The organism is Haladaptatus halobius (assembly GCF_020618475.1).
GTDB lineage: Archaea > Halobacteriota > Halobacteria > Halobacteriales > Haladaptataceae > Haladaptatus > Haladaptatus halobius.
Map to the genome: position 1 here is coordinate 472,488 of NZ_CP085335.1, position 20,645 is coordinate 493,132.

Sequence of the window (20,645 nt, forward strand, 5' to 3'; positions counted from 1 at the left end):
ACTTCCAATCTCGGAACTCATAAAGGGGATCATTCATATCGGCGTGTCGAATGGAACCACAGTATGGCACGCGGGACGAGTCAGGGAGGACTCATCGGCGCGATACAATACGACATACAGCAACTACATATCGGATGGATGGCGCTGTTCTTTCCGCGATAGCGACAGCAATCGCACTCGGTGCTCGGGAAGTGGACGCCACAGAGCACGATGGGGAAGACAGCCTATCGCGGGTGGAGCCCGGTCGGCGCGCGAGTCGTCGCACTGCTCTACCCGTTCGTCCTGTTCGGATTCGCGGCGCGCTACTACACGAGTCGCATCGACCGGACGGCGGCGAGCCTCGGGATACTGGGCGTCGTCCTACTCTCGGTGGTCGTGTGGGGTAGCCTCGCGGCGCTGGCGCGGATGTGCTTCTCGACGGAAGGCTTTCTCGCCGTCACCGCGGCGGGGGCGTCGCCACCGTCGCGGCGGTGTTGGCGTTCCTCACCAGCAAGTACGGCGGTCGGATAACGACGGTGCTGTTCGCCTACCCCTTCGGTATGACGTCGCTGTTCCTACCGCCCGTGGTCGCGGCGCTGTACTCGCCGACGCTCTCGAACGTCGTCTTCCCGAACAACGAGACGCTCGCGGTGTGGTTGCTCGACAACGTGCTCACTTACCGCGGAATCGACGAGTACCTCCGGGTGCAGTTCGACCTCGAAGGACTCGCCTACGACGGTATGTGGTTCGGTATCGCGGTTCCGCTTGGTTGGCTCCTCGGCTTCTTAGTGACGCTGGCGAATCTCATGCGCCCGAAATCGGAGTAAGCCTTTTTATCGAGTCGGCTAACGTTCACGTATGAAGTTCGACGAAGTTACGACGGCAGTCGCGTTTCTCGTGCTCTTGGCCGTCGCCCTCGGCGGCACGCTGACGAGCGGAATGCCGCGGACGATCTCGATGATGGTCAGCGCGGGCGTGGTGATTTTCAGCATCCTCGTGTTGGCACTCGGCGTGAAACACGGCGAGTATCGCGCGACGAGATGATCGTTCGACGCGCTCGAAGGATGTGGTTCGATAGGTCGGTGACGGTCGGGTCTTTGCGGAGGGTTCGAACGACCTCCCAACTCGTTCCTGCACCTCCTTATTGACCGAGTGAAATGAGAGAGAGATAGGCAGACCGACCAACCGCCAAAAACTCCGCGAATCTTCGCCGACAACTGAAATCGGCAGGTGAACTGCCGCCAGCAATCAGCAGGCGACGCAACTGCCGGAGGCCGGCGCACTCTCCGCGAGTGAGGAACGAAGTGACGAGAGAGCGGGCCGACGACTGAATGGAGCACGAACTACTCGCGCCGCGAGTAGTTCGTTCGAAATGAAGGAGGAGCGTTTTTGGTCGAGCTTTTTCCAGGGAAGTAGGCCGAAACCGGCGTCACAGTGACGCCGGTTTCGGCTCCTGACCGTCGAAAAAAGCTCGTTCTTACATGTAACCGAGGTCGCGCAGGCGCTCCATCAGGTCTTCTTTGTCCTGGGCGCGGCCTGCGCGCTCGGTCGTGTTCTCCATGTCCTGCAACCACGCTGGGTCTTCGTCGCTCTTCTCGGTGCTGACCTCGCTCCCGAGCGAGCGGAACCCTTCGAAGTACTTGGGTGAGACGGGGATATCTTCCTGCGTGAGTCCGTTCGGCAGATCGTCGTACCCTTCTGGGACGTAGCCTTCGTCGGGGTAGTCCTCGACGGTGTCGGGCACGACGAAGTGCCAGAAGGCGTCCCAGACGGCCGCCTCGTCGAACTGGAGGATGGGCTGGATGCGGTCGTGGGGCGGGTAGATGTCGGGGTCGTGGCGCGGGCTGAAGAACGTCTCGTCGGCGCGGGCCTCCTGTTCGTCCCAGCGGACGCCGGAGATGACGCCGTCCACGTCGTACTCCTCGAGCGCGTCGTTCAGCGCGACCGTCTTCAGCAGGTGGTTGCCGACGTAGGTGTCGAGCAGGAACGGGAACGTGTCCTCCTCGTATTCGAGGAGGTTACGCACGTGGTGCTGGTTGTGTTCCGATAGCTCGGAGACTGGGATGTCGTCGCCCGGTTCGAGGTCGTGTTCGTCCACGTACCCGCCGACGTCCTCGTTGCGGGCGTAGATGACGTCCAAGTCCCACTCGTCGGCCCAGCGGTCGACGAAATCGTGGATCTCCTGGAAGTGCTGGTAGTGGTCGATGAACACCGCGGGCGGGACTTCGAGGTCGTGCCGCTCCGCGACTTCCTTGATGAAGTAGAGCGTGAGCGTGGAGTCTTTCCCGCCGGTCCACATGACGACGGGATTTTCGTACTGTTCGAGACCCTGTCGCGTCACGTCGATAGCCTTCTCGATCTTATCTTCGAGCGAAGGGTAATCCTCGGGATTCTCGCCTTCGCCGTCGGTGTAATCTACGTCGAGATAGTCTGGAAACTCGTCCGGCATGACTCATAATTAGATATAATTAGGGGCGTAAAGTGCTTTTCGGCTCAGCGTGAAGGATCGTTCGGGATAAACGAGTCGCGTTCTCGATTCGCGTCGGTGGCCGCATCGGTGCGCGGTCGTGGGCGATAGTTCGAGAACCGAGCGTCCTGCAAGTCCGAAGGAGGCGGCACGCCGAAGAGAGAGCGACTTGGACGGCAGAATCCGTTTCAGCGGGCAACGACCGGAATCGGAACCCTCAAGATCAGCTGATGAACTTGTTGTCGCGCCAGTTCACGCCGCTGGACGATGAACTCTCCTTTCGCGGTCCTTCCACGACCTCGATGGAGGCGGGACGGTCGTCCCCATCCACGATGCGAGTCGCTTCCAGATCACCGTCGACCTCGGAGATCGCGGTGAGCGTACCCTTCTCCGCTTTGCGGGCGAGCGCGCAGAGTACTTCGAACATCGAGTACTGAACCGCACTGTTTTGAAGGACGGTCTCGCGGTCGCCCTTGAACGCGGCCATCTCGATGAGTTCGCCCGTGGGTTCCTCCTCGTCTTCGTCGTAATCCTCGCCCCATCGCGGAGCGTTGCGCCGCGCCTCCTCCTCTTCGGTGAAGACGCGCGTCTCCGAGACGCTCGCTTTCAACTGTGCGGTCGGCGTGTACTTGCTGATGCTTTCGTCTGTCGACACCGCGCTGATGATGAGCGTGTTGTTGCGGCGAGTGATGTCGACGCTGTCGATCTTCTCCGGTAGCTGGGGGTCGCTTTCGAAGTAGTCGTAGACGGTCTCAAGCGGCAGTTCGAGCGTCGAATGCAGTCGGTATACCTGGCTCATTTGTAGTCGGTGGTTCCGTCTCCCGTCGGCTGTCGGTTACTTATACGCGCCCCGAACATATAGGGTCTACTCTTTCGGTTGCGGATACAACCATCGAAATGACCTTATTCGGTTCGGAGCGTCTTTCCCAGTTCGTCGCGCTCTTCCATCTCGGCCAAAACGTCGCTCCCGCCGATGAACTCGCCGTGGACGAACGTCTGCGGAATCGTCTCCCAGCCGCTGTGACGCGAGAGCGCCTCGCGGTAGGCGTTCAGGTTATCGAGCACGTCCACTGTCTCGAACTCGTCGCTGCGATGTTTGCCGATGAGCTCGAGCGCGCGCTGGGAGTACCCGCACTGCGGCATCATCGACGTTCCTTTCATGAACAGGACGACCTCCTCGTCCTCGATGGCCGAATCGACTCGTTCCGCTGCTTCCTCGGCAGAGAGCTGTTCGCCGGGTGTGAACGTCATACGCTTACGTAGGAACCGACGCCGCAAAGAAGTTGCGACTGTCACTCCTCGCTACCGACGCCGATGACCTGCACCAGCGAGTAGACGGGGACGCCCTTCAGTTCCTCGAACCCTTGCTTGTCGGCGAGGACGATACAGGCGACCGGTTCGCCGCCCTGGTCTTCGATGGCGTCGATGGTCTCGCCCATCGTCGTTCCGCTGGTGATGGTGTCGTCTACGACATAACACTCGCGGTTACGAATCTGCGCGAAGTTGCGCGAGAAACTTCCGCCGTACTCGTCGATGTCGCCCTCCTCCCATTGGTGCTTTCGCGGGGCGTACGTACCGAGGTCGGTGTCGAGTTCGCGGGCCACCACCGTCGCCAGCGGCGCGCCCGCTTTCTCGATGCCGATGGTCAGGTCAACTTCCTCGCCGTGTTTCGACAGCATGTCGGCCATCGCCGCGCCAACGTAGGAGAGGCGGGCGCTGTCGCGCCCGACGGCGCTCCAATCGACGTGGATGTCCTGCGGGCCGCCCTTCGGTTCGGGGGTCGGGGCGCTCCCGCTGCGCTCGACCAGCCAGCTGGCCGTCTCGCGCGACACGTTCAGTTCGTCCGCGATTTCGCCTTTCGAGAGGCCGCGCTCCGCGAGTTCGGCCGCGCTCTCGATGAGGTCGTCTACGTTCTTCATTGGTGGTAGAATTTTACCGCCGCCTTTATTGTCGTTTCGTCGTCCGCAAAGGCGTCCGCGAAGTTCGACGCATCGTGGACGCCGGTGACGAGGTCGTCTTTCAGCCAGTCGGGCAGCGCGGTCAGCGTCTCGACCGCCGCCTCGAAGTGCCGGTAGTTAGAGTTGACGCTTCCGACGAGCGCCTTGTTCCCTAGAACGAGGTCGCGGTGGACGCTCCCGCCGTCGATCTCGAACGACCACGATTCCGGAACCCCGAGCAGCGCCGCGACGCCGTTTGGGGCGAGCGCCTCGACGGACTCGAAGGCGTGTTTCGCGTAGCCCGTCGCCTCGTAGACGAAGTCCATCGGTTCGTAGGCATCCGGAACTTCGGTGACGGGCGTCTCGCGCGAATCGACGTACGTCGCGCCCAGTTTCTCGACGATGGCGATGGTCGGGTCGGGCCTGTCGCGCCGTCCGAGGCAGTAGGTTCGATCGAACGAATCACCGAGCATCGCCAACGTGAGCAGGCCGAGGTTTCCGTTTCCGAGCACCAGCGCGCTCTCGGGTCGCCAGTCGAACGCAGACCGGGAAGCACGGGCCATCTCGACGGCCTTCTCGGAGATGCTTATCGGTTCGATCAGAAAACCCCACTCGGCGAGGTCGTCGGGGACGGAAACCAGAAACTCGGCGGGGCTGGTGAAATATTCGCTCATGAAGCCGTGAGCCCCCGAGATGCCGCGCTCGACCACTTCGTCCGCCGGTGCCATATCCGGCTCGCCGTGCTCGAAGAACTCGGTCGCGCCGCCCGCGAGCGGTCGTCGCACGGTCGGGACGACCACGTCCCCGGCTTCGAAGGCGGTTCCGTTCGGGTCTTCGACGACGCCGATCGCCTCGTGGCCGAGGACGAGGTGGTCTTCTCCTGGGGGGAAACTACCGTGGCGTCCGGCGATGACCTCGTGGTCGGTGCCGTCCACGCCGACGAGAAGCGTTCGCACCAACACCTCCCCGGAGTCGGGCTCCGGGCGAGGCTTCTCCAGGATTTGGGGGGCATCGGCCCCGCGTTCGAGTGCGACTGCGTCCATACTCCACCCCTTGTCGGCGCTCGTTCAAAACATTTATTCTTTCTCGAGTAAATCATTCGAGCGCGGGTGAGTGGCCGACGACCGTGGTCTCGCGCTCACGTTCGAACCCGAACGCCTGTCCAACGCGCCGTACCGCCGCTCGGCCCACCCACGTTTCGACCTCGCGTTCTCCGACACCTCGTTCCGATAGCGTACTCCGTCGCCACAACACCTGTTGTCCTCCGCGTCGTGATTCGACCCATGCGCGCCGCACGACTCCACGAGTACACCGACGAGATGGGTGACGCCCTCTCCATCGACGACGTAGACCGCCCCGAAGCGACCGAAGGCGACCACGTCGTCGTGGAGATCGAAGGCGCGGGCTGGTGCCAGACCGACAACCACGTCATCGAGGGCATGTGGGAAGAACAGATGAACCAGTCGCTCCCGATGACGCTCGGCCACGAGAACGCCGGCGTCGTGGCCGAAACGGGGGAGGACGTGACCGTCGTCTCGGAGGGCGACGCCGTCCTCTGCCATCCCGCGATGACCTGCGGCGTCTGCCGAGGCTGTCGCCGCGGGCAGGACATGCACTGCGAGAACCTCGTCTTCCCCGGTCTCTCGACCGACGGCGGCTTCGCGGAGTACCTTCTGACGAACGAGCGCGCCGTCGTTCCGCTTCCGGACGGAGTCGACCTTACCGAGATCGCACCCCACGCCGACGCCGGAATCACGGCTTACCACGCGGTGAAGAAGGCGGCCCGCGAACTAAACCCCGGCGAGCACGCCGTCGTCGTCGGCGTCGGCGGTCTCGGCCACATCGGCCTACAAGCCCTCCGAGCGATGAGCGCGGCCGAAATCACGGCCGTGGACGTGAAAGACGAGGCATTGAAACTCGCGCACGACCTCGGCGCACACCACACCCTGAACTCGCGCGACGAGGACGTGGCGGACGAGGTGGACGCCCTCACCGACGGTTCGGGCGTCGAGCAGATCCTCGACTTCGTGGGCGCGGACGAGACGTTGGACTACGCGCCGAACCTGCTCGCGGCGGGCGGCGACCACCACGTCGTCGGCTACGGCGGCCACGTCCACGAACCGGCGCAGGCGCTCGTGAACGGCGATTTCGACTATCGGGGGACGCTTGTCGGCACCTATCCCGAACTCCAAGAACTCGTGGCGCTCGTGGCGGCGGGCGACGTGGAACTGCGCACGTCGCGGTACGAACTGGACGAGATAAACGACGTGGCGGAGGAGTTAGAGCGCGGAGAAATCGAGGGGCGGGCCGTCATCACGCCCTGACCGGAGCGGCCATCCGATCGGTCGGCCGGTCGAGCGCATTTACGGCACGGGAGCGTTCTCCGCATTCGAAACGCTATCGTCAGAACCGCGAGCTTCGTCGCGCAGTCGCTACTCCCAGAGGTCGTAGAGATCGTCCCCTGAGGGTTCCGAAATCACCTCTCCGTCCAAGGCGAGTTCGCCATCACCGTCAACGACTCGTCCGATTTCCGCACCCGTAATCCCCGCGTCGCGAAGCTCTCCGAGTACCTCGTCCACCGAGTCCTCCGGAACCACCGCAATGAGCGCTCCCGACCCGAAGATTCGGAGCGGGTCGACGCCCATCGTATCGCAGAGTACCCGAGTCACCTCACGAACTGGCACGTCGTCGCGTGCGATTTCCAGTCGAACCCCTGCGGCTTCGGCCATCTCCAGCAAACCCGTCACGACGCCGCCCTCGGTCGGGTCGTGCATGGCGGTCGCGTACTCCCGGAGGATTCGAGCGTCTTCGACGACGCTGATCTCCCCGAAGAACGATTCGCCTCGTTTCGCCGCCGAGCCGACCTCGTCGCGGAAGTCGGTGGCGAGGATGGCCGTGCCTTCGATTCCGGCCCCTTTCGTCAGAACGAGTCGGTCGCCCGGTTCGGCGCCGCCGGTCGGGACGAACTCGTCCGCGAGACCCATGCACGTCATCGAGACCATCGGGCGTGAGAGGTCGGGCGCGTACTCGGAGTGCCCGCCGACGACGGCGACACCGAGGTCGGTCGCCGCGTCGTCTATCTGCCCGGTCACCGCGTCCAGCGTTTCGCGGTCGTCGTCGGGGAGGAAGACGACGTTCGTCAGCCAGCGCGGGTCGGCCCCGGAGGCCGCCACGTCGTTGCAGGCGACGCTCACGGCGAGGGTGCCGAGTCGCTCGTGGGCCAGCGAGAGCGGGTCGGAGCTGACGACCAAGGTTCGGTCGCCCACTCGAATTGCGGCGGCGTCCTCGCCGTACGCCGGGCCGACGAGCACGTCGTCGTCCTGCGCGCCCGTTCGCGAGACGACCATCGCGAGGTCTTCGGGGTCGAGTTTGCCGATCATGGCCCGACGTTCTCAGGGCGGCCCAATGTGCGTTTCGCCGCGCCGAAGCCGATTTGGCGATCGGTGGCGAAGAACGATCGGGGGTGGAGCATGGAGTACATCTACGCCGCACTCGTCCTGCACGAGGCGGGAGAAGACGTAACGGAAGAGAACCTGACCGCCGTTCTCGACGCGGCGAACGTGGACGTCGAAGAGGCTCGCGTGACGGCGCTGGTCGCCGCGCTGGAGGACGTCGACATCGAGGAGGCGCTCGCCGAATCGGCCGCCGTGCCCGCGGGTGCGCCCACCGCGCCCGCGGAGGCGGAAGCCGAACGAGCCGAAGCAAAGGAGGAAGAAGCCGCTGAAGCTGAAGAAGAAGACGAGGACGAAGAGGACACGACCGGCGAGGGGCTCGGCCAACTGTTCGGCTGAGTGCCGGGACGATTTTCCGACTCTCGAAAGAGGGTTCCTATTCGAAGATGCCGAAGAACGTTCTAGAGATCACTCCTCGCCGCTCTCACGCCGTCGCGGCCTCGTCTTTCTGTTCTAAGATTTTGTTCGCCTGTCGGAGCACGTTCCGCTTCCACGCGTCGATATCGTTTGATTCGACCTGCTGTCGCATCGTTTCCATCCGGGTCGAACGCTCCGACGGTTCCATCGCCAACGCCTGCTGGATGGTGGCGGCGAACGATTCGGTGTCGTTGGGATGCACCGTCAGCGCCGACTCGCCGAGTTCCTCGTGCGCGCCGACGAGTTCGCTGAGAACCAACACGCCCGGCTCGTCCACCTGCGAGGCGACGTACTCCTTCGCCACGAGGTTCATCCCGTCGCGGAGCGAACTCACGAGACAGACGTCCGCTTCGCGGTACAACGCGGCCAGCGCCGACAGCGGGAGGTAGTCGTCGACGTAGACGACCGGCTGCCAGTTCTCCGTTTCGAATCGGTCGTTGATCTGCTCGATTTTCTTTTTGACGTTCGTCTGCACCTGCTGGTACTCCTCGATTCGACTCCGGCTCTCGCTCGCTTTCTGCACGTACGTGAGTTGTTCGCGGTGCTCCGGATACCACTCCCACAGATGTTCGAGGGCGGCGAGTCGCTGTTCGATTCCCTTCGTGTAGTCGAGTCTGTCGACGCCGACGGCGATCCGCCCGTCCTCGGGGAGCGGGTAGGACTCGCGCAGCGACTCCCACTGTTCGTCCGCCTCGGTGGACTGGGCGAGGGCGTTTCGTTCCGCGGCGTCGATGCCGAGGGGGAACGCCGCGACACGAATTGTTCGCCCGTCGTAGCGGATACGACCGTTCTCCCGGTCCACCTCGGCGTCGAGCGTGCGGGAGACGCAGTCGAGGAAGTTCCGGCAGTACTGGTCGAGGTGGAAGCCGAGCAGGTCGTTCGCCAGCAATCCGTCGAGCAGTTCGTCGTATTGCGGACAGCTCTGGAACACGTCCCACGAGGGCCATGGGATGTGCCAGAACTGCATGCAGAACGCGTCGGGCGACGCCTCACGCACGTATCGCGGTGCGAGCGCGAAGTGGTAATCCTGGAACCAAATCACCGCGTTCGACGGGTTCGTCTGCTCCCGAATCGCCTCCGCGAACTGCCGGTTGGTCTCCCGATAGTGCCGCCAAAACTGGGCTTTCGGTTCCATCTTGGCGGTGTCCGAGTGACAGAGAGGCCACAAAACCTTGTTACTATAGCCGTAGTAGTAGTTCGTCACCTGTTCGTCGGTGAGAAAGACCCGTTTCAGTTCGTACGACGGCGAGTCAGGCGGCACGCGAACGCAACCGTTCTCGTCGCTCACCTCGTCGTCCGCGTCGCCGCTCGCCCACGCCACCCACGTGCCGCCGGTGCTCGCCATCATCGGGTCGAGAGCCGACGTGAGACCCCCTTCCGGTTTGACGACCCGAATCTCCTCGTCGTCGCGTTCGTGGACGTATGGCTCTCGGTTCGACACGAGAATCAGTTCGCGATTCTCGAACGCGCCTGCCGTCGACGTGGAATCGTTCGATTCTGAGGTTGCTCCTACGGAGTTGTCCATTGGTTTAGTTCGCTCGTTCGGTAGTGGGGCCGACAGCCCATTCACGGCATGGGTTGCGCTCGCAAGTTCTTTTATGTCGAGAGGATGTTCGGCGCGGGAGAATCACCCGACGTAACGGCCCTCGTTCGAACGGGGGCGTCCGAACGGACGACCGCCTCGTCACCGCCGGCTGGGGCGCGAATCGGTGGCTCTCCCTCATCGACTCTAATCACGGAATCATACGACGGACGGGGACAAAGTCCTGACGGGGTAGTTTTTACCTGCTGAAAACCGTCTCTATCCCCATGTTCAAAGCACAGATCTCCGACGGCGAGCAGATATCGTGCACCGACTACGAGAGCGGCGAATTCGGCGTCAGACTCTTTGGCGAAGACCGCGAGTTCCTCGCGTTCGTCCCCTACGCGCATCTGCTGTGGATCGGGCGCGTGGACGACGCCGAGCGAACCCTCTGGTAGCGGGAACTGACCCGCCCGGTCGCGGGCGAACCGTCCGGCCCGAATCGGCGGTCGGTTTTTTAACCGATGACGACGAAGAAACAGGTTATGCCCGGAATAACCTACGAGGATTTCCTGAACCTCGACTACGACCCCGCCGAATCGGAACTCCTCTGCACCTTCTACGTCGAACCCGCGGAGGATATGGACATGGAGGCCGCCGCGTCGCGCGTCGCCAGCGAGAGTTCCAACGGAACGTGGGCGGAGCTACAGGTCGAAGGCAATATCACCGACCTCAGCGCCACCACCTTCGACATCGACGGCAACGAGGTGAAAGTCGCCTACCCCGACGAACTGTTCGAGGACGGCAACATGGCGCAGGTGCTCTCGTGCATCGCGGGCAACATCATGGGTATGAAGGCGGTCGACCGCATCCGCCTGCTCGACTGCGAGTGGCCCGAATCGCTCACGACCTCCTTCCCCGGCCCGCAGTTCGGTTCGGCGGTGCGAAACGATATCTTCAGCGCGGGCGACCGACCCATCACCGCGACCGTCCCGAAGCCGAAAGTCGGCCTCTCGACCGACCAGCACGCCCAGATCGGCTACGAAGCATGGTTGGGAGGTATCGACCTCCTCAAGGACGACGAGAACCTGACCGACCAGTCGTTCAACCGCTTCGAAGACCGCCTCACCCAGAGTTTGGCCCGGCGGGACGACGCGCAGGACGAGACGGGCGAGAAGAAGAGCTACCTCATCAACATCACCGCGGACGCGAACACCATGCTCGAACGCGCCGACGCGGTGGCTGAACAGGGCTGCGAGTACGTGATGGTCGACGTGGTCACCACGGGCTGGGCCGCCGTCCAGACCGTCCGCGAGCGATGCGAAGAACTCGGCCTCGCCATCCACGCCCACCGCGCCATGCACGCCGCGTTCGACCGCGTGGAAACGCACGGCGTCTCGATGCGCGTGCTGGCGCAGGTCGCTCGCATCTGCGGCGTCGACCAACTCCACACCGGAACCGCCGACCTCGGCAAGCTCGAAAACGAGGATACGGAGGGTATCAACGAGTGGCTGTACTCCGATCTGCACGGCCTGAACGACGTACTCCCGGTCGCCTCGGGCGGTCTGCACCCCGGACTCATTCCCGAACTCATCGACCGCGAGGGGACGAACATCTGCATCCAGGCCGGCGGCGGCGTCCACGGCCACCCCGACGGAACCAGAGCAGGCGCGGCGGCGCTCCGACAGGCGGTGGACGCTTCGGTGGACGGTACCTCGCTCGAAGCGTACGCAGAAGACCACCCCGAGCTTGACACCGCGTTGGAGAAGTGGGGCACCGAGACGCCGCGATAACGGATTCGGCGACGAAATCGGACGAGCACGGTCGCCGAATCGCCGCGAGTTCATCGAGAGCGTGAGGCGTTTATTCACCGAGAACGTAGGAAACGTATGAACTTGGACGCCCTGAAACCCGACTTCCTCACGCCGAACTGGAAGTGCAGCGCGTGCGGGAAGAAATACTGGCGCAACCGACGGCAGTGCGGTCGGTGTCAGAATACCGTGTTCGACCGCGCTCGGTAGGAGATAGCGGAGAATTCACCGATCGCCGTCGCGCCGAAACTCCCCGCACCACTCGTCGGAAAAGTAACTTTCCCCCTCCGTTCCGACGGAAGAGAGCCACAACGTTTACTCCCGTTCGAGCAGTGCAAATACCTGACATGGAATCGTTCACCGAGACGCTGGAAGTCGTCGACTTGGGTAACCGGATCAGGATCGAACTCACGGACGGGACGGTGTTCGAAGGCCCTGCAAGTCCGATCGACTACGTTCCGGACGACCGATTCCGACTGGAGATCGAACCGCGTCACGAGGAGATTCGTCGGTGTGAGGTCAGCGCGGAGTGCGTCGACGGCGAGTGGACGACGCCGGAGGTTCGCCACTTCAGCCTCGGCGACGACGACTGGACGGTTGTCGGAGAGGCCGACAACATCGACATCGTCCGGTAGTTAACACGCCCCCGTTTTTCGTCCAGATTCGACCGGAGACTCCTGCGAGCCGTTCTGTAATCCTCGGAATCGGTTCGTCGGCCCCAATCCATAACCCTCCAGCGAAGTAAAATCAGCGCATGAGGGACAACGACCCCACTACCGACGAGGCGTACGAGACGGACGACCACGCCGATTCGTTCTTCCCGTTCACCGGCTCCGCGTTCCCGTTCGGGCTGTCGGCTCTGTCCCGCGAGAACGTGGGCGGCGAGACCGTGGACGAGGAAACAGCGCCCGCGGGCGAGACGACCGCCGCGGATACGACCGAAGACGAAGGTGATAGTTGGTGGGAAGAGGGGCTGATATCGCTGCTCCTCGTCGCCGGTGTCGTGTTGTTCGTCATCCCCGAACCGGCGACCTCGGCGCTCGGGATACTTCTCATCAGCGTCGGCGTCGTCGCGTGGCTCGTCGATTGGGCCCTATAGATTCCGATTCGGCAGGAGTCGGAACCCCCGACTCCCGCGTTCCGCCGACGGGGTAGAACCCGTCCGAGGAGCGCTACTTCCCGGTCAATCCACCGACGCCGCTGTCGTTGACGAGCGTAGTTCTCACGATATTTTCGTGGCCGCGCCGCAGCCGTTCCGAGAGCGCTTGGTGTGTGATGCCCAACTCGTCGGCGAGCTCGTCGGCGGTCGTCTCTCGCGGAATATCGTAGTAGCCTCGCTCGTATGCGAGCACGAGTGCCTCCCGTTGTTCGTCCGTCAGTTCCAAGCGCCCCTGCTGGCCGTCTTCGAGCCGATAGATGTTCCGAACGTCCATCGTCAGTCCGCTCTCCTCGAATCGCTCGTAGGTTCGTGATAGCGCCCGGCGATCGGGGAACAGGGTTCGAAGATTCCACCGCTCTCCATCACCCGTCACGGCGAGAATCGCACTCTCTTTCGTGAGTATTCGGAGGAGCGTTTCGATGTGTCCGACCCACTTCATCCGATAGAGCCACCGGTCGGCGAGGTCTATCAGCAACTCCGTCTCGCTGACGCTCGGGTCGTCGGTGAGAAGCGTTTCGACTCTCGCGCGATCGGCGTCGGTACTGCTCACCCACACGAACGGCATCACGTGGCTGCTGTCGTGGGCGACGACGCGTTCGACCTCGCAGCGAACGCCGTCGAGGACGGACAGCGTCCTGCCGAGCGCGAACTCGTCGATGGGTATCTCGGCTTCGACGATGGTTCCGTTTTCTCGTGTTTCCGTCATGACCAGCAGTGAGCGACTTCGTCATTCGTGTGCGGTTCTCGTGGGGCGTTTTCCACGTTCGTAGTTGCTCACCGTTCGCGCAAGAGACCGCGGGCGCAGAATTAACGGCTTTTATAAATAGAACCGTGTCGGTACGGACGCGGGTCGACGGCGAAGAGGAAAACGGGGAGTCGGACTCCCGAGACGGGTCACTCCTCGTCGCGTTCTCGGTTCGCGGTGATCGTCAGCGTGTTTCGAATGAGATTGGCGGAACCGCGGCGTATCCGCTGTGAGATGGCGTTCGCCGAGAGACCGAACTCGTCGGCCAGTTCCTCGATGGAGATGTCGCGCGGTACCTCGAAGTACCCCTCGTCGAGCGCCGTCACCAGTGTGTCGCGCTGTTCAGGGGTGAGGTCGTACTCCCGTTGTCGCGGAGCGTCCGGGCGATACAGTCGGTTGACCTCGAACGTGATGCCCTTGTCTGCGAAGTGTTTCTGGAACAACGTGACCTGTCCTTCCTTCGTGAACCGCAACTTCAGTCGCCAGTTTCCGTTGCGGGCGTCGGCCTCGACGATAGCCGCGTGTTGGTTTATCATCTCGTCGATGAGGTCGATGAAGCTTTGATTCCACTTCAATTTGTACAGGACGCTTTCGTTTCGTTCCGCGGCGACGGTCGCGCTCTCGACCGTCGAATCGTTCCGTAACGCCTCCCGGAACGTCTCGAAGTCGCCCTTCGACGCCCAGAGAAACGGGAGCACGTCTTCGGTGCTGTGTGATGCGAGGCGGTCGGCCCGGACTATCATATCTGGAGCGTCGGCTAACGCCGTATCGAGCGCGAACGACTCCGCCGGAACGGTGAAATCTCCGATGACGGCCATACACTCCGTGATTCCGCGCGGAACTTTTTATCGATTCTTGCCGCTTCGCCGTACCCCCCACCGAGACGCTACTCGTGCGGAAGCGGGAGAACGACCGCCTCCCCGGAGAGCACCGGTCTGTCCGTCTCCGCATTGATCTCGATTCCGAGTCGGTCGTCGCCGAGATCCTCGACCACGGTGGCGGTCGCGGTGACCGTCTCGCCGGGTCGAACCGGGTTCTCGAACGAAAGGTTCTGCGAGAGGTAGACGATGTCGCCGTCGAGGCGAGCGAGCGCCGCGCTGACGACGCTCGCAGTGAGCGCGCCGTGCGTCACGCGCCCGCCGAAGAGTCCGTCGCTCGCGTAGTCGGCGTCGACGTGGAGCGGATTGTCGTCCCCGGTTAAGGCCGCGAACCTGTCGATGCGTTCCTGCGTCGCTTCGAGCGCGCTCTCTGTCGAGTCGCCGACGGATGCGATTGGCATACGCGAACCCCGGAGTTCGTCGGGATGAATTGCCGGGTTAACATGTGAAATAAGGAGTTGATTACGCTCTCGCGTCGATTTACCCATGCCATTTGCTGACAACGGCGGTGTCTCCCTCTACTACGAGGAAAGCGGGCCGACCGACGCCGACCCCGTCGTCTTCGTCGAAGGACTCGGCTACGCCCGGCGGATGTTGCGCTGGCAGCGAACGAGATTCGAAGAATCGTTTCGCGTCGTCGTCTGAGACAACCGCGGAACGGGGGATTCCGACGCACCCGATGGGCCGTACTCCGTCGTGGAGATGGCGAGCGACCTCGAAAGCGTCCTCGACGACCTCGGCGTCGACTCGGCGCACGTCGTCGGGGCGAGCATGGGTGGGATGATAGCCCAACGGTACGCGCTCGACTTCGACCGGGCGGCGTCACTCACCCTATTCTGCACCTCACTGGGCGGCGACGATGCCGTCCCGACGCCGCCGGAGACGCGGGCAAGGATGTTCGACGTTCCCGAGGAGTACGACGAGCGCGAGGCGATTCGGTACAAGATGGCCCCGGCAGTAACCGACGAGTTCGCGGAGGCGAACGACGACCTACTCGCCGACATCGTGGACTGGCGACTCGCCGGCGACGCGTTCGACGACGCCCGGAAAGCGCAGGCGGCGGGCGTGGCGAACTTCGACGCAAGCGAGCGACTGGGCGAAATCGACGTTCCGGTGCTGGTCGCCCACGGCACCGACGACCGCGTCCTGCCCGTCGAGAACGCCCGCGTCCTCCGCGACGGACTGCCCGACGCCGAACTCGAACGGGGGTTGCTGGCGCTCCACGAACACGACAATATGCACGAGTGCGCCCTGCTCTCGAAGCGGGACAACGTCGCGCACATACGGACGACCATCGGGCAGACGGAGGCGATGCGAGCCATCCGCAACCACGACGGCTACATCACCGGCCCGTTCTACATCGAGGGCGGCCGCGAACTCTGGCATGTCGGGTTCGACCACGAGGGCGTCGCCGACGACGCCCTCTCGCAACTCGAATGGAAAAACGAGTTCGACGTCGTCTCGCGGGAGAACCCCGACCTGCCCGACCTCAGAATCTCGTGCAGAACGCGGGTGCCACGATGGCGCTCATCGAAGGCTGCCGCGACCTCTCGAACGTGGAGCGCGAAACGCTGGAACACGCGGTCAAAGACGGCTACTTCCAGAGTCCGCGGTCGGCGACTCTCGGCACGTTGGCCGACGAACTCGGCGTCTCGAAGCCCGCCGTCTCTAAGAACCTGCGCCGCGGCCAGCGAAAGATGATCGAGCGCGTCGTGGAGGCGCTGGAACTGCTCGACTGACTCAGTCGTAGGTCAGCGTCATCCCACCGTCGAACAGGAGGTCGCCGCCGTTCAGGTGTCGGGCGTGCTTCGAGAAGCCGAAGATGAACAGGTTCGCCACGTCCAGCGGCGTCATCATCTCCTTCGTGCGCGACTGACCGAGCATCACGTCCTCGACGACTTCGTCCACCGAGATGCCGCGCTGGTCGGCGGTGTCCGGAATCTGCTCCGTCACGAGCGGCGTCTTCACGTACCCGGTGCTGACCGAGAACGCGCGAACTGCTCCCTCCCCTTCGGCCGCGATGGACTGGGTGAGACCGCGAATCCCGAACTTCGAGACATTGTACGCGACCTTGTCTGCGGTAACGTAGTGGCCGTGAACCGAGGCCATGTTGCCGACGCACCCCGTTCCGTCATCGCTCGCGCGCATGTGGGGGTGGCAGGCTTTCGCCAGCAGAAACGGTGCGCGCACCATCACGTCGTGGAGCAGGTCGAACTGCTCGGTCGGAAACTCGTCGACGGGGTCGATGTGTTGCAGTCCGGCGACGTTGGCGAGATATTTGACGGCACCCGCGTCAGCAGCGCGCGAAACGATTCGGTCGACGTGCTCCGAGTCGGTGAGATCCGCGGTGACCGTCCTGATGCGCCCCGCGAGACCCAGGTCGTCGGCCCGAGCGACAGTTCCGTCTAGCCCATCGTCGTCCACGTCGCAGCCGAGAACCGTGAGTTCGTTCGCCGCGAGCGCGAGCGCGGTCGCCCGCCCGATGCCCGACGCTGCGCCCGTCACGATGGCTACGTTCTCGGATTTAAAGCGGTCGTCGTCGGGGAACAGTACCTCCTCGGGGTCGAACTCCGGCGGTGTTACGCGATCGTCCGTCACGTTCTCGTAGGCGACCGGAACGGTGGAAAATTGCGGGGTTGATATGTGAACCGCGGGTCGGTGCGTCAGTTCACATGTTAATCCAGCTGTATTTGCCGTTTCTCGCACCGAATACACACGTCATGGCAAACCATGAACTCCGACAGCGGGATGTGCTCATCTCGGCGGGTACTATCGGAGTGGCTGGACTAGCAGGGTGTACCGGAAATAACGATGGCGACACAACGACAACCAACGGAGGAACCGGCGGTATGACGAGTAAGACGATGACGAAGAACGTCTCCGGCGCGGTCAAGGTCGGCGTCCTACAGCCGATATCCGGCGACTTGAAATACTACGGGCAACAGAGCCTCTGGGGATTCCTCTCCGGTCTCGCGTACAAAGCGAACGCGACGCCGAAGATGGGCGTGAAGAGCGGGAAGACGACCGTCTCGGTCGGCCATCGCCGACGGGCCGCCGGGCGACGTGCGCGACGACCCCGACGTTCAGAGCGCCTACCTCGGTGGCTACGAGTCCGGACAGGAGGGCGTCGCGTGAGCCTTCTCGCTGTCGAAGACGTTCACACTGAAAGAGCGACTGGCGGACGTCAGCCGCTCGAACTTCCTCGCGGTCGCCGACGACGCCCTCGAACTATCCGGCTACGGACGCGACGACCTCGATTTAGTCGCGCTCACACACACGGAGCGGTCGTTCCACGAACTGCTCCGTTCGAAACTCGACGCGCGGGGCTGCTATCTGGATGAGTTCGGTCACGTCCAGAGCGTCGACCAGGCGCTCGCGCTGGACCCCGGAGTTCGGGAGGGGCTGGTCGAACCCGGCGACGTGGTCTGTTTCCTCGCCGCCGGAACAGGCTACACGTGGGCGGCGACAGTGCTCGACTGGCGCGGCTGACCGCGGGCGAACGCCGAGGTGCGAATTCCCCGACTCAGCTCCAGTGGCTCCTCGCCGACTCCGACAACCACAACGCGGTCGTTGCCGGCTGGTTTTACGACGTTATTTCAGGGAAGAACTCGCCGTGGAATCCGAACGGGATGTGGTGCGGAACGTGCGCCCGCGCCCGCTCAGCGAACGTCTCACTGTCGAGGACGAGCAACAGCGACCGCTCCGTCTCGACGTCGAGGACGGGTGCCAGGACGACGCCGCGATCCTCGTCGGACGCCCCCTCTTCCGCCGCGGGGTCGGCGACGAAGATCGGCTCTCCGGCGTACTTCGCCTCCTCCCACCATTCCCGCGAAGTCCCCGTCTCGACGTCGACTTTCACCAGCCCGTTCTCTCCTCGACGCCCGGTCGCTTGTCCGTAGGCGTACCGGTAGGGGCGCGTGCGCGCCGACGGAGCTACGCGCGGAAGTTCGATTCCGCGATACGACGCTCGTCGTCCGATTTCGCCGCCGTCGGTCGGAACACGAAGCCGTGTGAGGACTCCTTCGGACGCGCCCGGAAAGGGTTCGGCGTCCCGCGACGCGCCCGCCGACCCTCCCTCGACCGAGGCCATGAAGAGGTCTTCCACGATGGTGGCGTCGTCGTACGCGACGAGGTCGACGACGATCTCGTCGCCCGACTCGAACGCGTTAACGGTGTGGAAGAAGAAAAACGGGTTCGTCGTCGGTTCGGCGACCCGCTCGCCCGACGAACGGTCGAACACGAGAAACCGGGTGCCTCGTTCCGGTCGCCACCTGAAGTGGTCGATGAACCCGCCGCCGGGCAGGAAGAATCGGAACGGATTCACGACGTACGGCGGTTCGACGAGCACGACGTATCGGGGCGTGAGCGCGAAGCTGTGCAGGTACGCCGGTCGCTCTACCTCGACGGACGCGAGGGGAACGCGCTCGGGTCGGTCGTCGGGAACGCCGTAGACGTGGTATCGGTTCCGACGGCCGAACTCGGTCATGTAGCCGACCGTTTTGCCCGCCTCTCGGTCGTGCTGGAGGTGGGCGGTGACGTGGTGGCCGGTGAGGTCGTCCTCGTAGACGAGGTCGCCCCGGGCGGACAGCGTCTCTGGGTCGAACCGCACGCGCCGCGACGTCTCGGTCAGCGCCACGTACTCGCCGTCGAGTTTGGCGACGTTCACGTTCGCGTTGTCCGTCGGCTTCCCGACGAACGACCTAAGTCGGTCCAGATAACCGCCGGACGTCGCAAACTGGTTCGACAGCGTTCCCTCTTCGACCGCCTTCTCGAAGGTGTCGGTTCGCAGGAATCGATTGCTGTAGACGACGTCGCCGTCGGCGAAGCGGAACTTGTGGAGCATCGCCAGCCCGTCGAACCAGTGCTCGACGCGGCGCCCCCCGACCTCGAACATCGCGGGGCCGTTGCGGACGAGCGACCCCGAGAGCCACGCCGGTATCTCGCCTTCGACCGCGAGTTCGAGCCCGTCGCGTTCGACGTCGAGGGAGCGAAATCCGGGACTGTAGGCTGGCATCGGTCGAACACTTAATCGGGCGTGCGATACAAAAAGCGACGGGCCGGACGCCGTCTCGGATTTCGACCGGAGCGGAGGTCGCAGCGGCGCTATCGAAAGAGATAGACGGCTCCTCCGAGTGGCTTCGACGTATGCGTCTGGCACGAATCCGTACGGCGGACGGCGTGTTGACCGGCGAGTACGGGGACGGAACGGTGGCCGTGGACGGAGCGACCTACTCCGTCGGCGAGGACGCCGAACTGCTCGCCCCGTGCGAACCGTCGGCGCTGTACTGCGTCGGGCGGAACTACGCGACCACGAACGACCAGATGGGGTACGAACGACCGGAGTGTCCCGACTGGTTCATCAAACCCCCGGACTCGGTGCGCCCTCACGGGGCGACGATACCGTACCCCTCGTGGACGAGCGAACTGACGTACGCCGGCGAACTCGCCGCGGTCATCGACGACCGATGTTCGAACCTCGCCGTTGACGATGTGGACGACGCCGTCCGGGGGTACACGATACTGAACGACCTCGACGCGCTCGACCAGGAGGGACGAACCGCCCGGAAGGCGTTCGACGGGTCGGGGCCGCTCGGACCGTGGATAGAGACGGACGTGGAGCCGGACGACCTCGACATGACGACCCACGTTGACGGCGAGCGCCGACAGGAGGCGAACACCTCGGAGATGCTGTTCTCCGCGCGCGAGGTCGTCGCCTTCCTCTCGGAGCGATACGCGTTCCGACCCGGCGACGTCGTCTCGTTCGGCAGCCCCGCCAACCCCGGCCTCGTCCGCCCCGGCGACGAGGTCGAAATCTGGTACGAGAACGTCGGCACCCTCCGAAACACGATTACCGACGCGAACTGACCCGTCGTTCACCGCGGGCGTCTTCCGGTTACCTCGGTGATAGACCGCGACTCCTTGGAGCGGTACTTCGCTTCGAAGAAGCGGTATAGTTTGATAGCGGCGTAAATCCCGAGCGACGCGAGCGTCGCGACCATCGGATATTTGATCAGCCCGAAGATTGCGAGCGACCCCAGTTCGGTGAGGTTCTCCGTTGTCGAGAGGTAGTGGGCCCGCCGCCGCAGAGGACGAGTATCGTCGCGACGGTCGAGAACACCGCGAGTTTCGCGGCGTACCGTCGCAGGCGGTCGAGGTTCATCCCTTCCGAAAGCGGTACGGAGATTTTTAATTCCGGCGGTGAGCGAGCTTCGACACCGTTCCGAGACTCGTTCGTTCTCGTATTCAACGCACTACCCAGTGTGAGAACGTTAGTGGAG

At 63.6% G+C, this 20,645-nt stretch carries 25 protein-coding genes and 4 pseudogenes; 14 read left to right on the top strand and 15 right to left on the bottom strand.

From position 1 onward, the window contains the following. Positions 1-180 precede the first annotated feature (180 nt). Together LIW51_RS02685 and LIW51_RS02690 are read left to right on the top strand one after the other, a co-directional pair. Positions 181-806 (top strand): annotated as a pseudogene (locus LIW51_RS02685) (hypothetical protein). 31 nt (positions 807-837) lie between these two features. After that, positions 838-1,023, top strand: coding sequence for a DUF7333 family protein (locus tag LIW51_RS02690; protein WP_227375707.1), 186 nt, complete (start codon positions 838-840; stop codon positions 1,021-1,023). A 433-nt stretch (positions 1,024-1,456) separates the two neighbouring features. On the opposite strand, the gene LIW51_RS02695 is transcribed toward LIW51_RS02690, so the two are convergent. The 6 genes from LIW51_RS02695 to LIW51_RS02720 all read right to left on the bottom strand — a co-directional run bounded on the left by LIW51_RS02695 (position 1,457) and on the right by LIW51_RS02720 (position 5,679). Then, on the bottom strand, positions 1,457-2,428 hold the full coding sequence (locus LIW51_RS02695; RefSeq protein WP_227375708.1) for a phosphoadenosine phosphosulfate reductase family protein: 972 nt from the start codon (positions 2,426-2,428) through the stop codon (positions 1,457-1,459). A gap of 241 nt (positions 2,429-2,669) precedes the next feature. Continuing rightward, positions 2,670-3,245, bottom strand: coding sequence for a DUF7110 family protein (locus LIW51_RS02700; protein WP_227375709.1), 576 nt, complete (start codon positions 3,243-3,245; stop codon positions 2,670-2,672). Between the two features lie 104 nt (positions 3,246-3,349). After that, positions 3,350-3,697 carry a glutaredoxin family protein gene (locus LIW51_RS02705; protein ID WP_227375710.1) on the bottom strand — a complete coding sequence of 116 codons (348 nt, stop codon included), beginning with the start codon at positions 3,695-3,697 and terminating at the stop codon, positions 3,350-3,352. 41 nt (positions 3,698-3,738) lie between these two features. Beyond that, the gene (gene gfcR / locus LIW51_RS02710; RefSeq protein WP_227375711.1) at positions 3,739-4,365 is read right to left on the bottom strand and encodes a transcriptional regulator GfcR; all 627 of its coding nucleotides are present in this window, start codon (positions 4,363-4,365) and stop codon (positions 3,739-3,741) included. Further along, a complete protein-coding gene (locus tag LIW51_RS02715) occupies positions 4,362-5,426 on the bottom strand; it encodes a glucose 1-dehydrogenase (protein WP_227375712.1) in 1,065 nt (354 codons plus the stop codon). Before LIW51_RS02715 ends, gfcR begins: the two co-directional genes overlap by 4 nt. Positions 5,427-5,478: 52 nt before the next feature. Continuing rightward, a complete protein-coding gene (locus LIW51_RS02720; RefSeq protein ID WP_227375713.1) occupies positions 5,479-5,679 on the bottom strand; it encodes a hypothetical protein in 201 nt (66 codons plus the stop codon). On the opposite strand from LIW51_RS02720, the gene LIW51_RS02725 reads away from it, so the two are divergent. Next, complete coding sequence (locus tag LIW51_RS02725; protein ID WP_227375714.1) at positions 5,667-6,707, top strand: NAD(P)-dependent alcohol dehydrogenase; 1,041 nt, start codon at positions 5,667-5,669, stop codon at positions 6,705-6,707. The genes LIW51_RS02720 and LIW51_RS02725 overlap by 13 nt on opposite strands. Before the next feature lie 108 nt (positions 6,708-6,815). Here the strand turns inward: LIW51_RS02725 and LIW51_RS02730 are convergent, their stop codons facing one another. Further along, positions 6,816-7,763 (bottom strand): AIR synthase family protein, encoded by a 948-nt coding sequence (locus LIW51_RS02730; RefSeq protein ID WP_227375715.1) that lies wholly within the window; start codon positions 7,761-7,763, stop codon positions 6,816-6,818. Positions 7,764-7,853: 90 nt separating this feature from the next. On the opposite strand from LIW51_RS02730, the gene rpl12p reads away from it, so the two are divergent. Further along, complete coding sequence (gene rpl12p, locus LIW51_RS02735) at positions 7,854-8,174, top strand: 50S ribosomal protein P1 (RefSeq protein WP_227376714.1); 321 nt, start codon at positions 7,854-7,856, stop codon at positions 8,172-8,174. An 85-nt stretch (positions 8,175-8,259) separates the two neighbouring features. Here the strand turns inward: rpl12p and LIW51_RS02740 are convergent, their stop codons facing one another. After that, positions 8,260-9,777, bottom strand: coding sequence for an alpha,alpha-trehalose-phosphate synthase (UDP-forming) (locus LIW51_RS02740; protein ID WP_227375716.1), 1,518 nt, complete (start codon positions 9,775-9,777; stop codon positions 8,260-8,262). Between the two features lie 71 nt (positions 9,778-9,848). Further along, complete coding sequence (locus LIW51_RS02745) at positions 9,849-9,989, bottom strand: hypothetical protein (RefSeq protein ID WP_227375717.1); 141 nt, start codon at positions 9,987-9,989, stop codon at positions 9,849-9,851. A 72-nt stretch (positions 9,990-10,061) separates the two neighbouring features. Between LIW51_RS02745 and LIW51_RS02750 the strand changes: the two genes are divergently transcribed. The 5 genes from LIW51_RS02750 (at position 10,062) to LIW51_RS02765 (ending at position 12,684) form a co-directional block, all read left to right on the top strand. Next, positions 10,062-10,232, top strand: coding sequence for a hypothetical protein (locus tag LIW51_RS02750; protein ID WP_227375718.1), 171 nt, complete (start codon positions 10,062-10,064; stop codon positions 10,230-10,232). An 87-nt stretch (positions 10,233-10,319) separates the two neighbouring features. Beyond that, complete coding sequence (gene rbcL, locus LIW51_RS02755) at positions 10,320-11,567, top strand: type III ribulose-bisphosphate carboxylase (RefSeq protein WP_227375719.1); 1,248 nt, start codon at positions 10,320-10,322, stop codon at positions 11,565-11,567. Positions 11,568-11,663: 96 nt separating this feature from the next. Next, positions 11,664-11,795 (top strand): hypothetical protein, encoded by a 132-nt coding sequence (locus LIW51_RS38380; protein WP_255766998.1) that lies wholly within the window; start codon positions 11,664-11,666, stop codon positions 11,793-11,795. Positions 11,796-11,932: 137 nt separating this feature from the next. Further along, positions 11,933-12,220 carry a hypothetical protein gene (locus tag LIW51_RS02760; protein ID WP_227375720.1) on the top strand — a complete coding sequence of 96 codons (288 nt, stop codon included), beginning with the start codon at positions 11,933-11,935 and terminating at the stop codon, positions 12,218-12,220. Between the two features lie 119 nt (positions 12,221-12,339). Further along, on the top strand, positions 12,340-12,684 hold the full coding sequence (locus tag LIW51_RS02765; RefSeq protein ID WP_227375721.1) for a hypothetical protein: 345 nt from the start codon (positions 12,340-12,342) through the stop codon (positions 12,682-12,684). Between the two features lie 73 nt (positions 12,685-12,757). Here the strand turns inward: LIW51_RS02765 and LIW51_RS02770 are convergent, their stop codons facing one another. The 3 genes from LIW51_RS02770 to LIW51_RS02780 form a co-directional block, all read right to left on the bottom strand. Continuing rightward, positions 12,758-13,450 (bottom strand): helix-turn-helix domain-containing protein, encoded by a 693-nt coding sequence (locus LIW51_RS02770; protein ID WP_227375722.1) that lies wholly within the window; start codon positions 13,448-13,450, stop codon positions 12,758-12,760. Between the two features lie 188 nt (positions 13,451-13,638). Beyond that, positions 13,639-14,307, bottom strand: coding sequence for a helix-turn-helix domain-containing protein (locus LIW51_RS02775; protein WP_227375723.1), 669 nt, complete (start codon positions 14,305-14,307; stop codon positions 13,639-13,641). A gap of 68 nt (positions 14,308-14,375) precedes the next feature. After that, complete coding sequence (locus LIW51_RS02780) at positions 14,376-14,768, bottom strand: MaoC family dehydratase (RefSeq protein ID WP_227375724.1); 393 nt, start codon at positions 14,766-14,768, stop codon at positions 14,376-14,378. A gap of 85 nt (positions 14,769-14,853) precedes the next feature. On the opposite strand from LIW51_RS02780, the pseudogene LIW51_RS39825 reads away from it, so the two are divergent. Then, positions 14,854-15,759: pseudogene (locus tag LIW51_RS39825) on the top strand (alpha/beta fold hydrolase); the annotation flags it as partial. Between the two features lie 128 nt (positions 15,760-15,887). Continuing rightward, complete coding sequence (locus LIW51_RS39830; protein ID WP_438267351.1) at positions 15,888-16,106, top strand: helix-turn-helix domain-containing protein; 219 nt, start codon at positions 15,888-15,890, stop codon at positions 16,104-16,106. 1 nt (position 16,107) lies between these two features. Here LIW51_RS39830 and LIW51_RS02795 read toward each other — a convergent pair whose 3' ends face one another. Further along, positions 16,108-16,965, bottom strand: a complete 858-nt coding sequence (locus LIW51_RS02795) for an SDR family oxidoreductase (RefSeq protein ID WP_227376715.1) — start codon at positions 16,963-16,965, stop codon at positions 16,108-16,110. A gap of 435 nt (positions 16,966-17,400) precedes the next feature. Between LIW51_RS02795 and LIW51_RS02800 the strand changes: the two are divergent. Together LIW51_RS02800 and LIW51_RS02805 are read left to right on the top strand one after the other, a co-directional pair. Then, positions 17,401-17,502 (top strand): annotated as a pseudogene (locus LIW51_RS02800) (ABC transporter ATP-binding protein C-terminal domain-containing protein); the annotation flags it as partial. Between the two features lie 27 nt (positions 17,503-17,529). Further along, a pseudogene (locus LIW51_RS02805) lies at positions 17,530-17,856 on the top strand (3-oxoacyl-[acyl-carrier-protein] synthase III C-terminal domain-containing protein); the annotation flags it as partial. Between the two features lie 94 nt (positions 17,857-17,950). Here the strand turns inward: LIW51_RS02805 and LIW51_RS02810 are convergent. Further along, positions 17,951-19,381, bottom strand: coding sequence for a carotenoid oxygenase family protein (locus LIW51_RS02810; RefSeq protein ID WP_227375726.1), 1,431 nt, complete (start codon positions 19,379-19,381; stop codon positions 17,951-17,953). Positions 19,382-19,512: 131 nt separating this feature from the next. Between LIW51_RS02810 and LIW51_RS02815 the strand changes: the two genes are divergently transcribed. After that, positions 19,513-20,232 carry a fumarylacetoacetate hydrolase family protein gene (locus LIW51_RS02815; protein ID WP_227375727.1) on the top strand — a complete coding sequence of 240 codons (720 nt, stop codon included), beginning with the start codon at positions 19,513-19,515 and terminating at the stop codon, positions 20,230-20,232. 145 nt (positions 20,233-20,377) lie between these two features. On the opposite strand, the gene LIW51_RS02820 is transcribed toward LIW51_RS02815, so the two are convergent. After that, positions 20,378-20,614, bottom strand: coding sequence for a hypothetical protein (locus LIW51_RS02820; RefSeq protein WP_227375728.1), 237 nt, complete (start codon positions 20,612-20,614; stop codon positions 20,378-20,380). Positions 20,615-20,645 lie beyond the last annotated feature (31 nt).

Excerpts from the sequence above, each read along its gene's own strand:
- LIW51_RS02740 (WP_227375716.1), bottom strand. The coding sequence starts at position 9,777 with ATGGACAACTCCGTAGGAGCAACCTCAGAATCGAACGATTCCACGTCG.
- LIW51_RS02730 (WP_227375715.1), bottom strand. The coding sequence starts at position 7,763 with ATGATCGGCAAACTCGACCCCGAAGACCTCGCGATGGTCGTCTCGCGA.
- LIW51_RS02715 (WP_227375712.1), bottom strand. The coding sequence starts at position 5,426 with ATGGACGCAGTCGCACTCGAACGCGGGGCCGATGCCCCCCAAATCCTG.
- LIW51_RS02815 (WP_227375727.1), top strand. The coding sequence starts at position 19,513 with ATGCGTCTGGCACGAATCCGTACGGCGGACGGCGTGTTGACCGGCGAG.
- LIW51_RS02765 (WP_227375721.1), top strand. The coding sequence starts at position 12,340 with ATGAGGGACAACGACCCCACTACCGACGAGGCGTACGAGACGGACGAC.
- gfcR (WP_227375711.1), bottom strand. The coding sequence starts at position 4,365 with ATGAAGAACGTAGACGACCTCATCGAGAGCGCGGCCGAACTCGCGGAG.
- LIW51_RS39830 (WP_438267351.1), top strand. The coding sequence starts at position 15,888 with ATGGCGCTCATCGAAGGCTGCCGCGACCTCTCGAACGTGGAGCGCGAA.
- LIW51_RS02760 (WP_227375720.1), top strand. The coding sequence starts at position 11,933 with ATGGAATCGTTCACCGAGACGCTGGAAGTCGTCGACTTGGGTAACCGG.
- LIW51_RS02695 (WP_227375708.1), bottom strand. The coding sequence starts at position 2,428 with ATGCCGGACGAGTTTCCAGACTATCTCGACGTAGATTACACCGACGGC.
- LIW51_RS02780 (WP_227375724.1), bottom strand. The coding sequence starts at position 14,768 with ATGCCAATCGCATCCGTCGGCGACTCGACAGAGAGCGCGCTCGAAGCG.
- rbcL (WP_227375719.1), top strand. The coding sequence starts at position 10,320 with ATGCCCGGAATAACCTACGAGGATTTCCTGAACCTCGACTACGACCCC.
- LIW51_RS02810 (WP_227375726.1), bottom strand. The coding sequence starts at position 19,381 with ATGCCAGCCTACAGTCCCGGATTTCGCTCCCTCGACGTCGAACGCGAC.
- LIW51_RS02705 (WP_227375710.1), bottom strand. The coding sequence starts at position 3,697 with ATGACGTTCACACCCGGCGAACAGCTCTCTGCCGAGGAAGCAGCGGAA.
- LIW51_RS02770 (WP_227375722.1), bottom strand. The coding sequence starts at position 13,450 with ATGACGGAAACACGAGAAAACGGAACCATCGTCGAAGCCGAGATACCC.
- LIW51_RS02725 (WP_227375714.1), top strand. The coding sequence starts at position 5,667 with ATGCGCGCCGCACGACTCCACGAGTACACCGACGAGATGGGTGACGCC.
- LIW51_RS38380 (WP_255766998.1), top strand. The coding sequence starts at position 11,664 with ATGAACTTGGACGCCCTGAAACCCGACTTCCTCACGCCGAACTGGAAG.
- LIW51_RS02775 (WP_227375723.1), bottom strand. The coding sequence starts at position 14,307 with ATGGCCGTCATCGGAGATTTCACCGTTCCGGCGGAGTCGTTCGCGCTC.
- rpl12p (WP_227376714.1), top strand. The coding sequence starts at position 7,854 with ATGGAGTACATCTACGCCGCACTCGTCCTGCACGAGGCGGGAGAAGAC.
- LIW51_RS02750 (WP_227375718.1), top strand. The coding sequence starts at position 10,062 with ATGTTCAAAGCACAGATCTCCGACGGCGAGCAGATATCGTGCACCGAC.
- LIW51_RS02700 (WP_227375709.1), bottom strand. The coding sequence starts at position 3,245 with ATGAGCCAGGTATACCGACTGCATTCGACGCTCGAACTGCCGCTTGAG.
- LIW51_RS02690 (WP_227375707.1), top strand. The coding sequence starts at position 838 with ATGAAGTTCGACGAAGTTACGACGGCAGTCGCGTTTCTCGTGCTCTTG.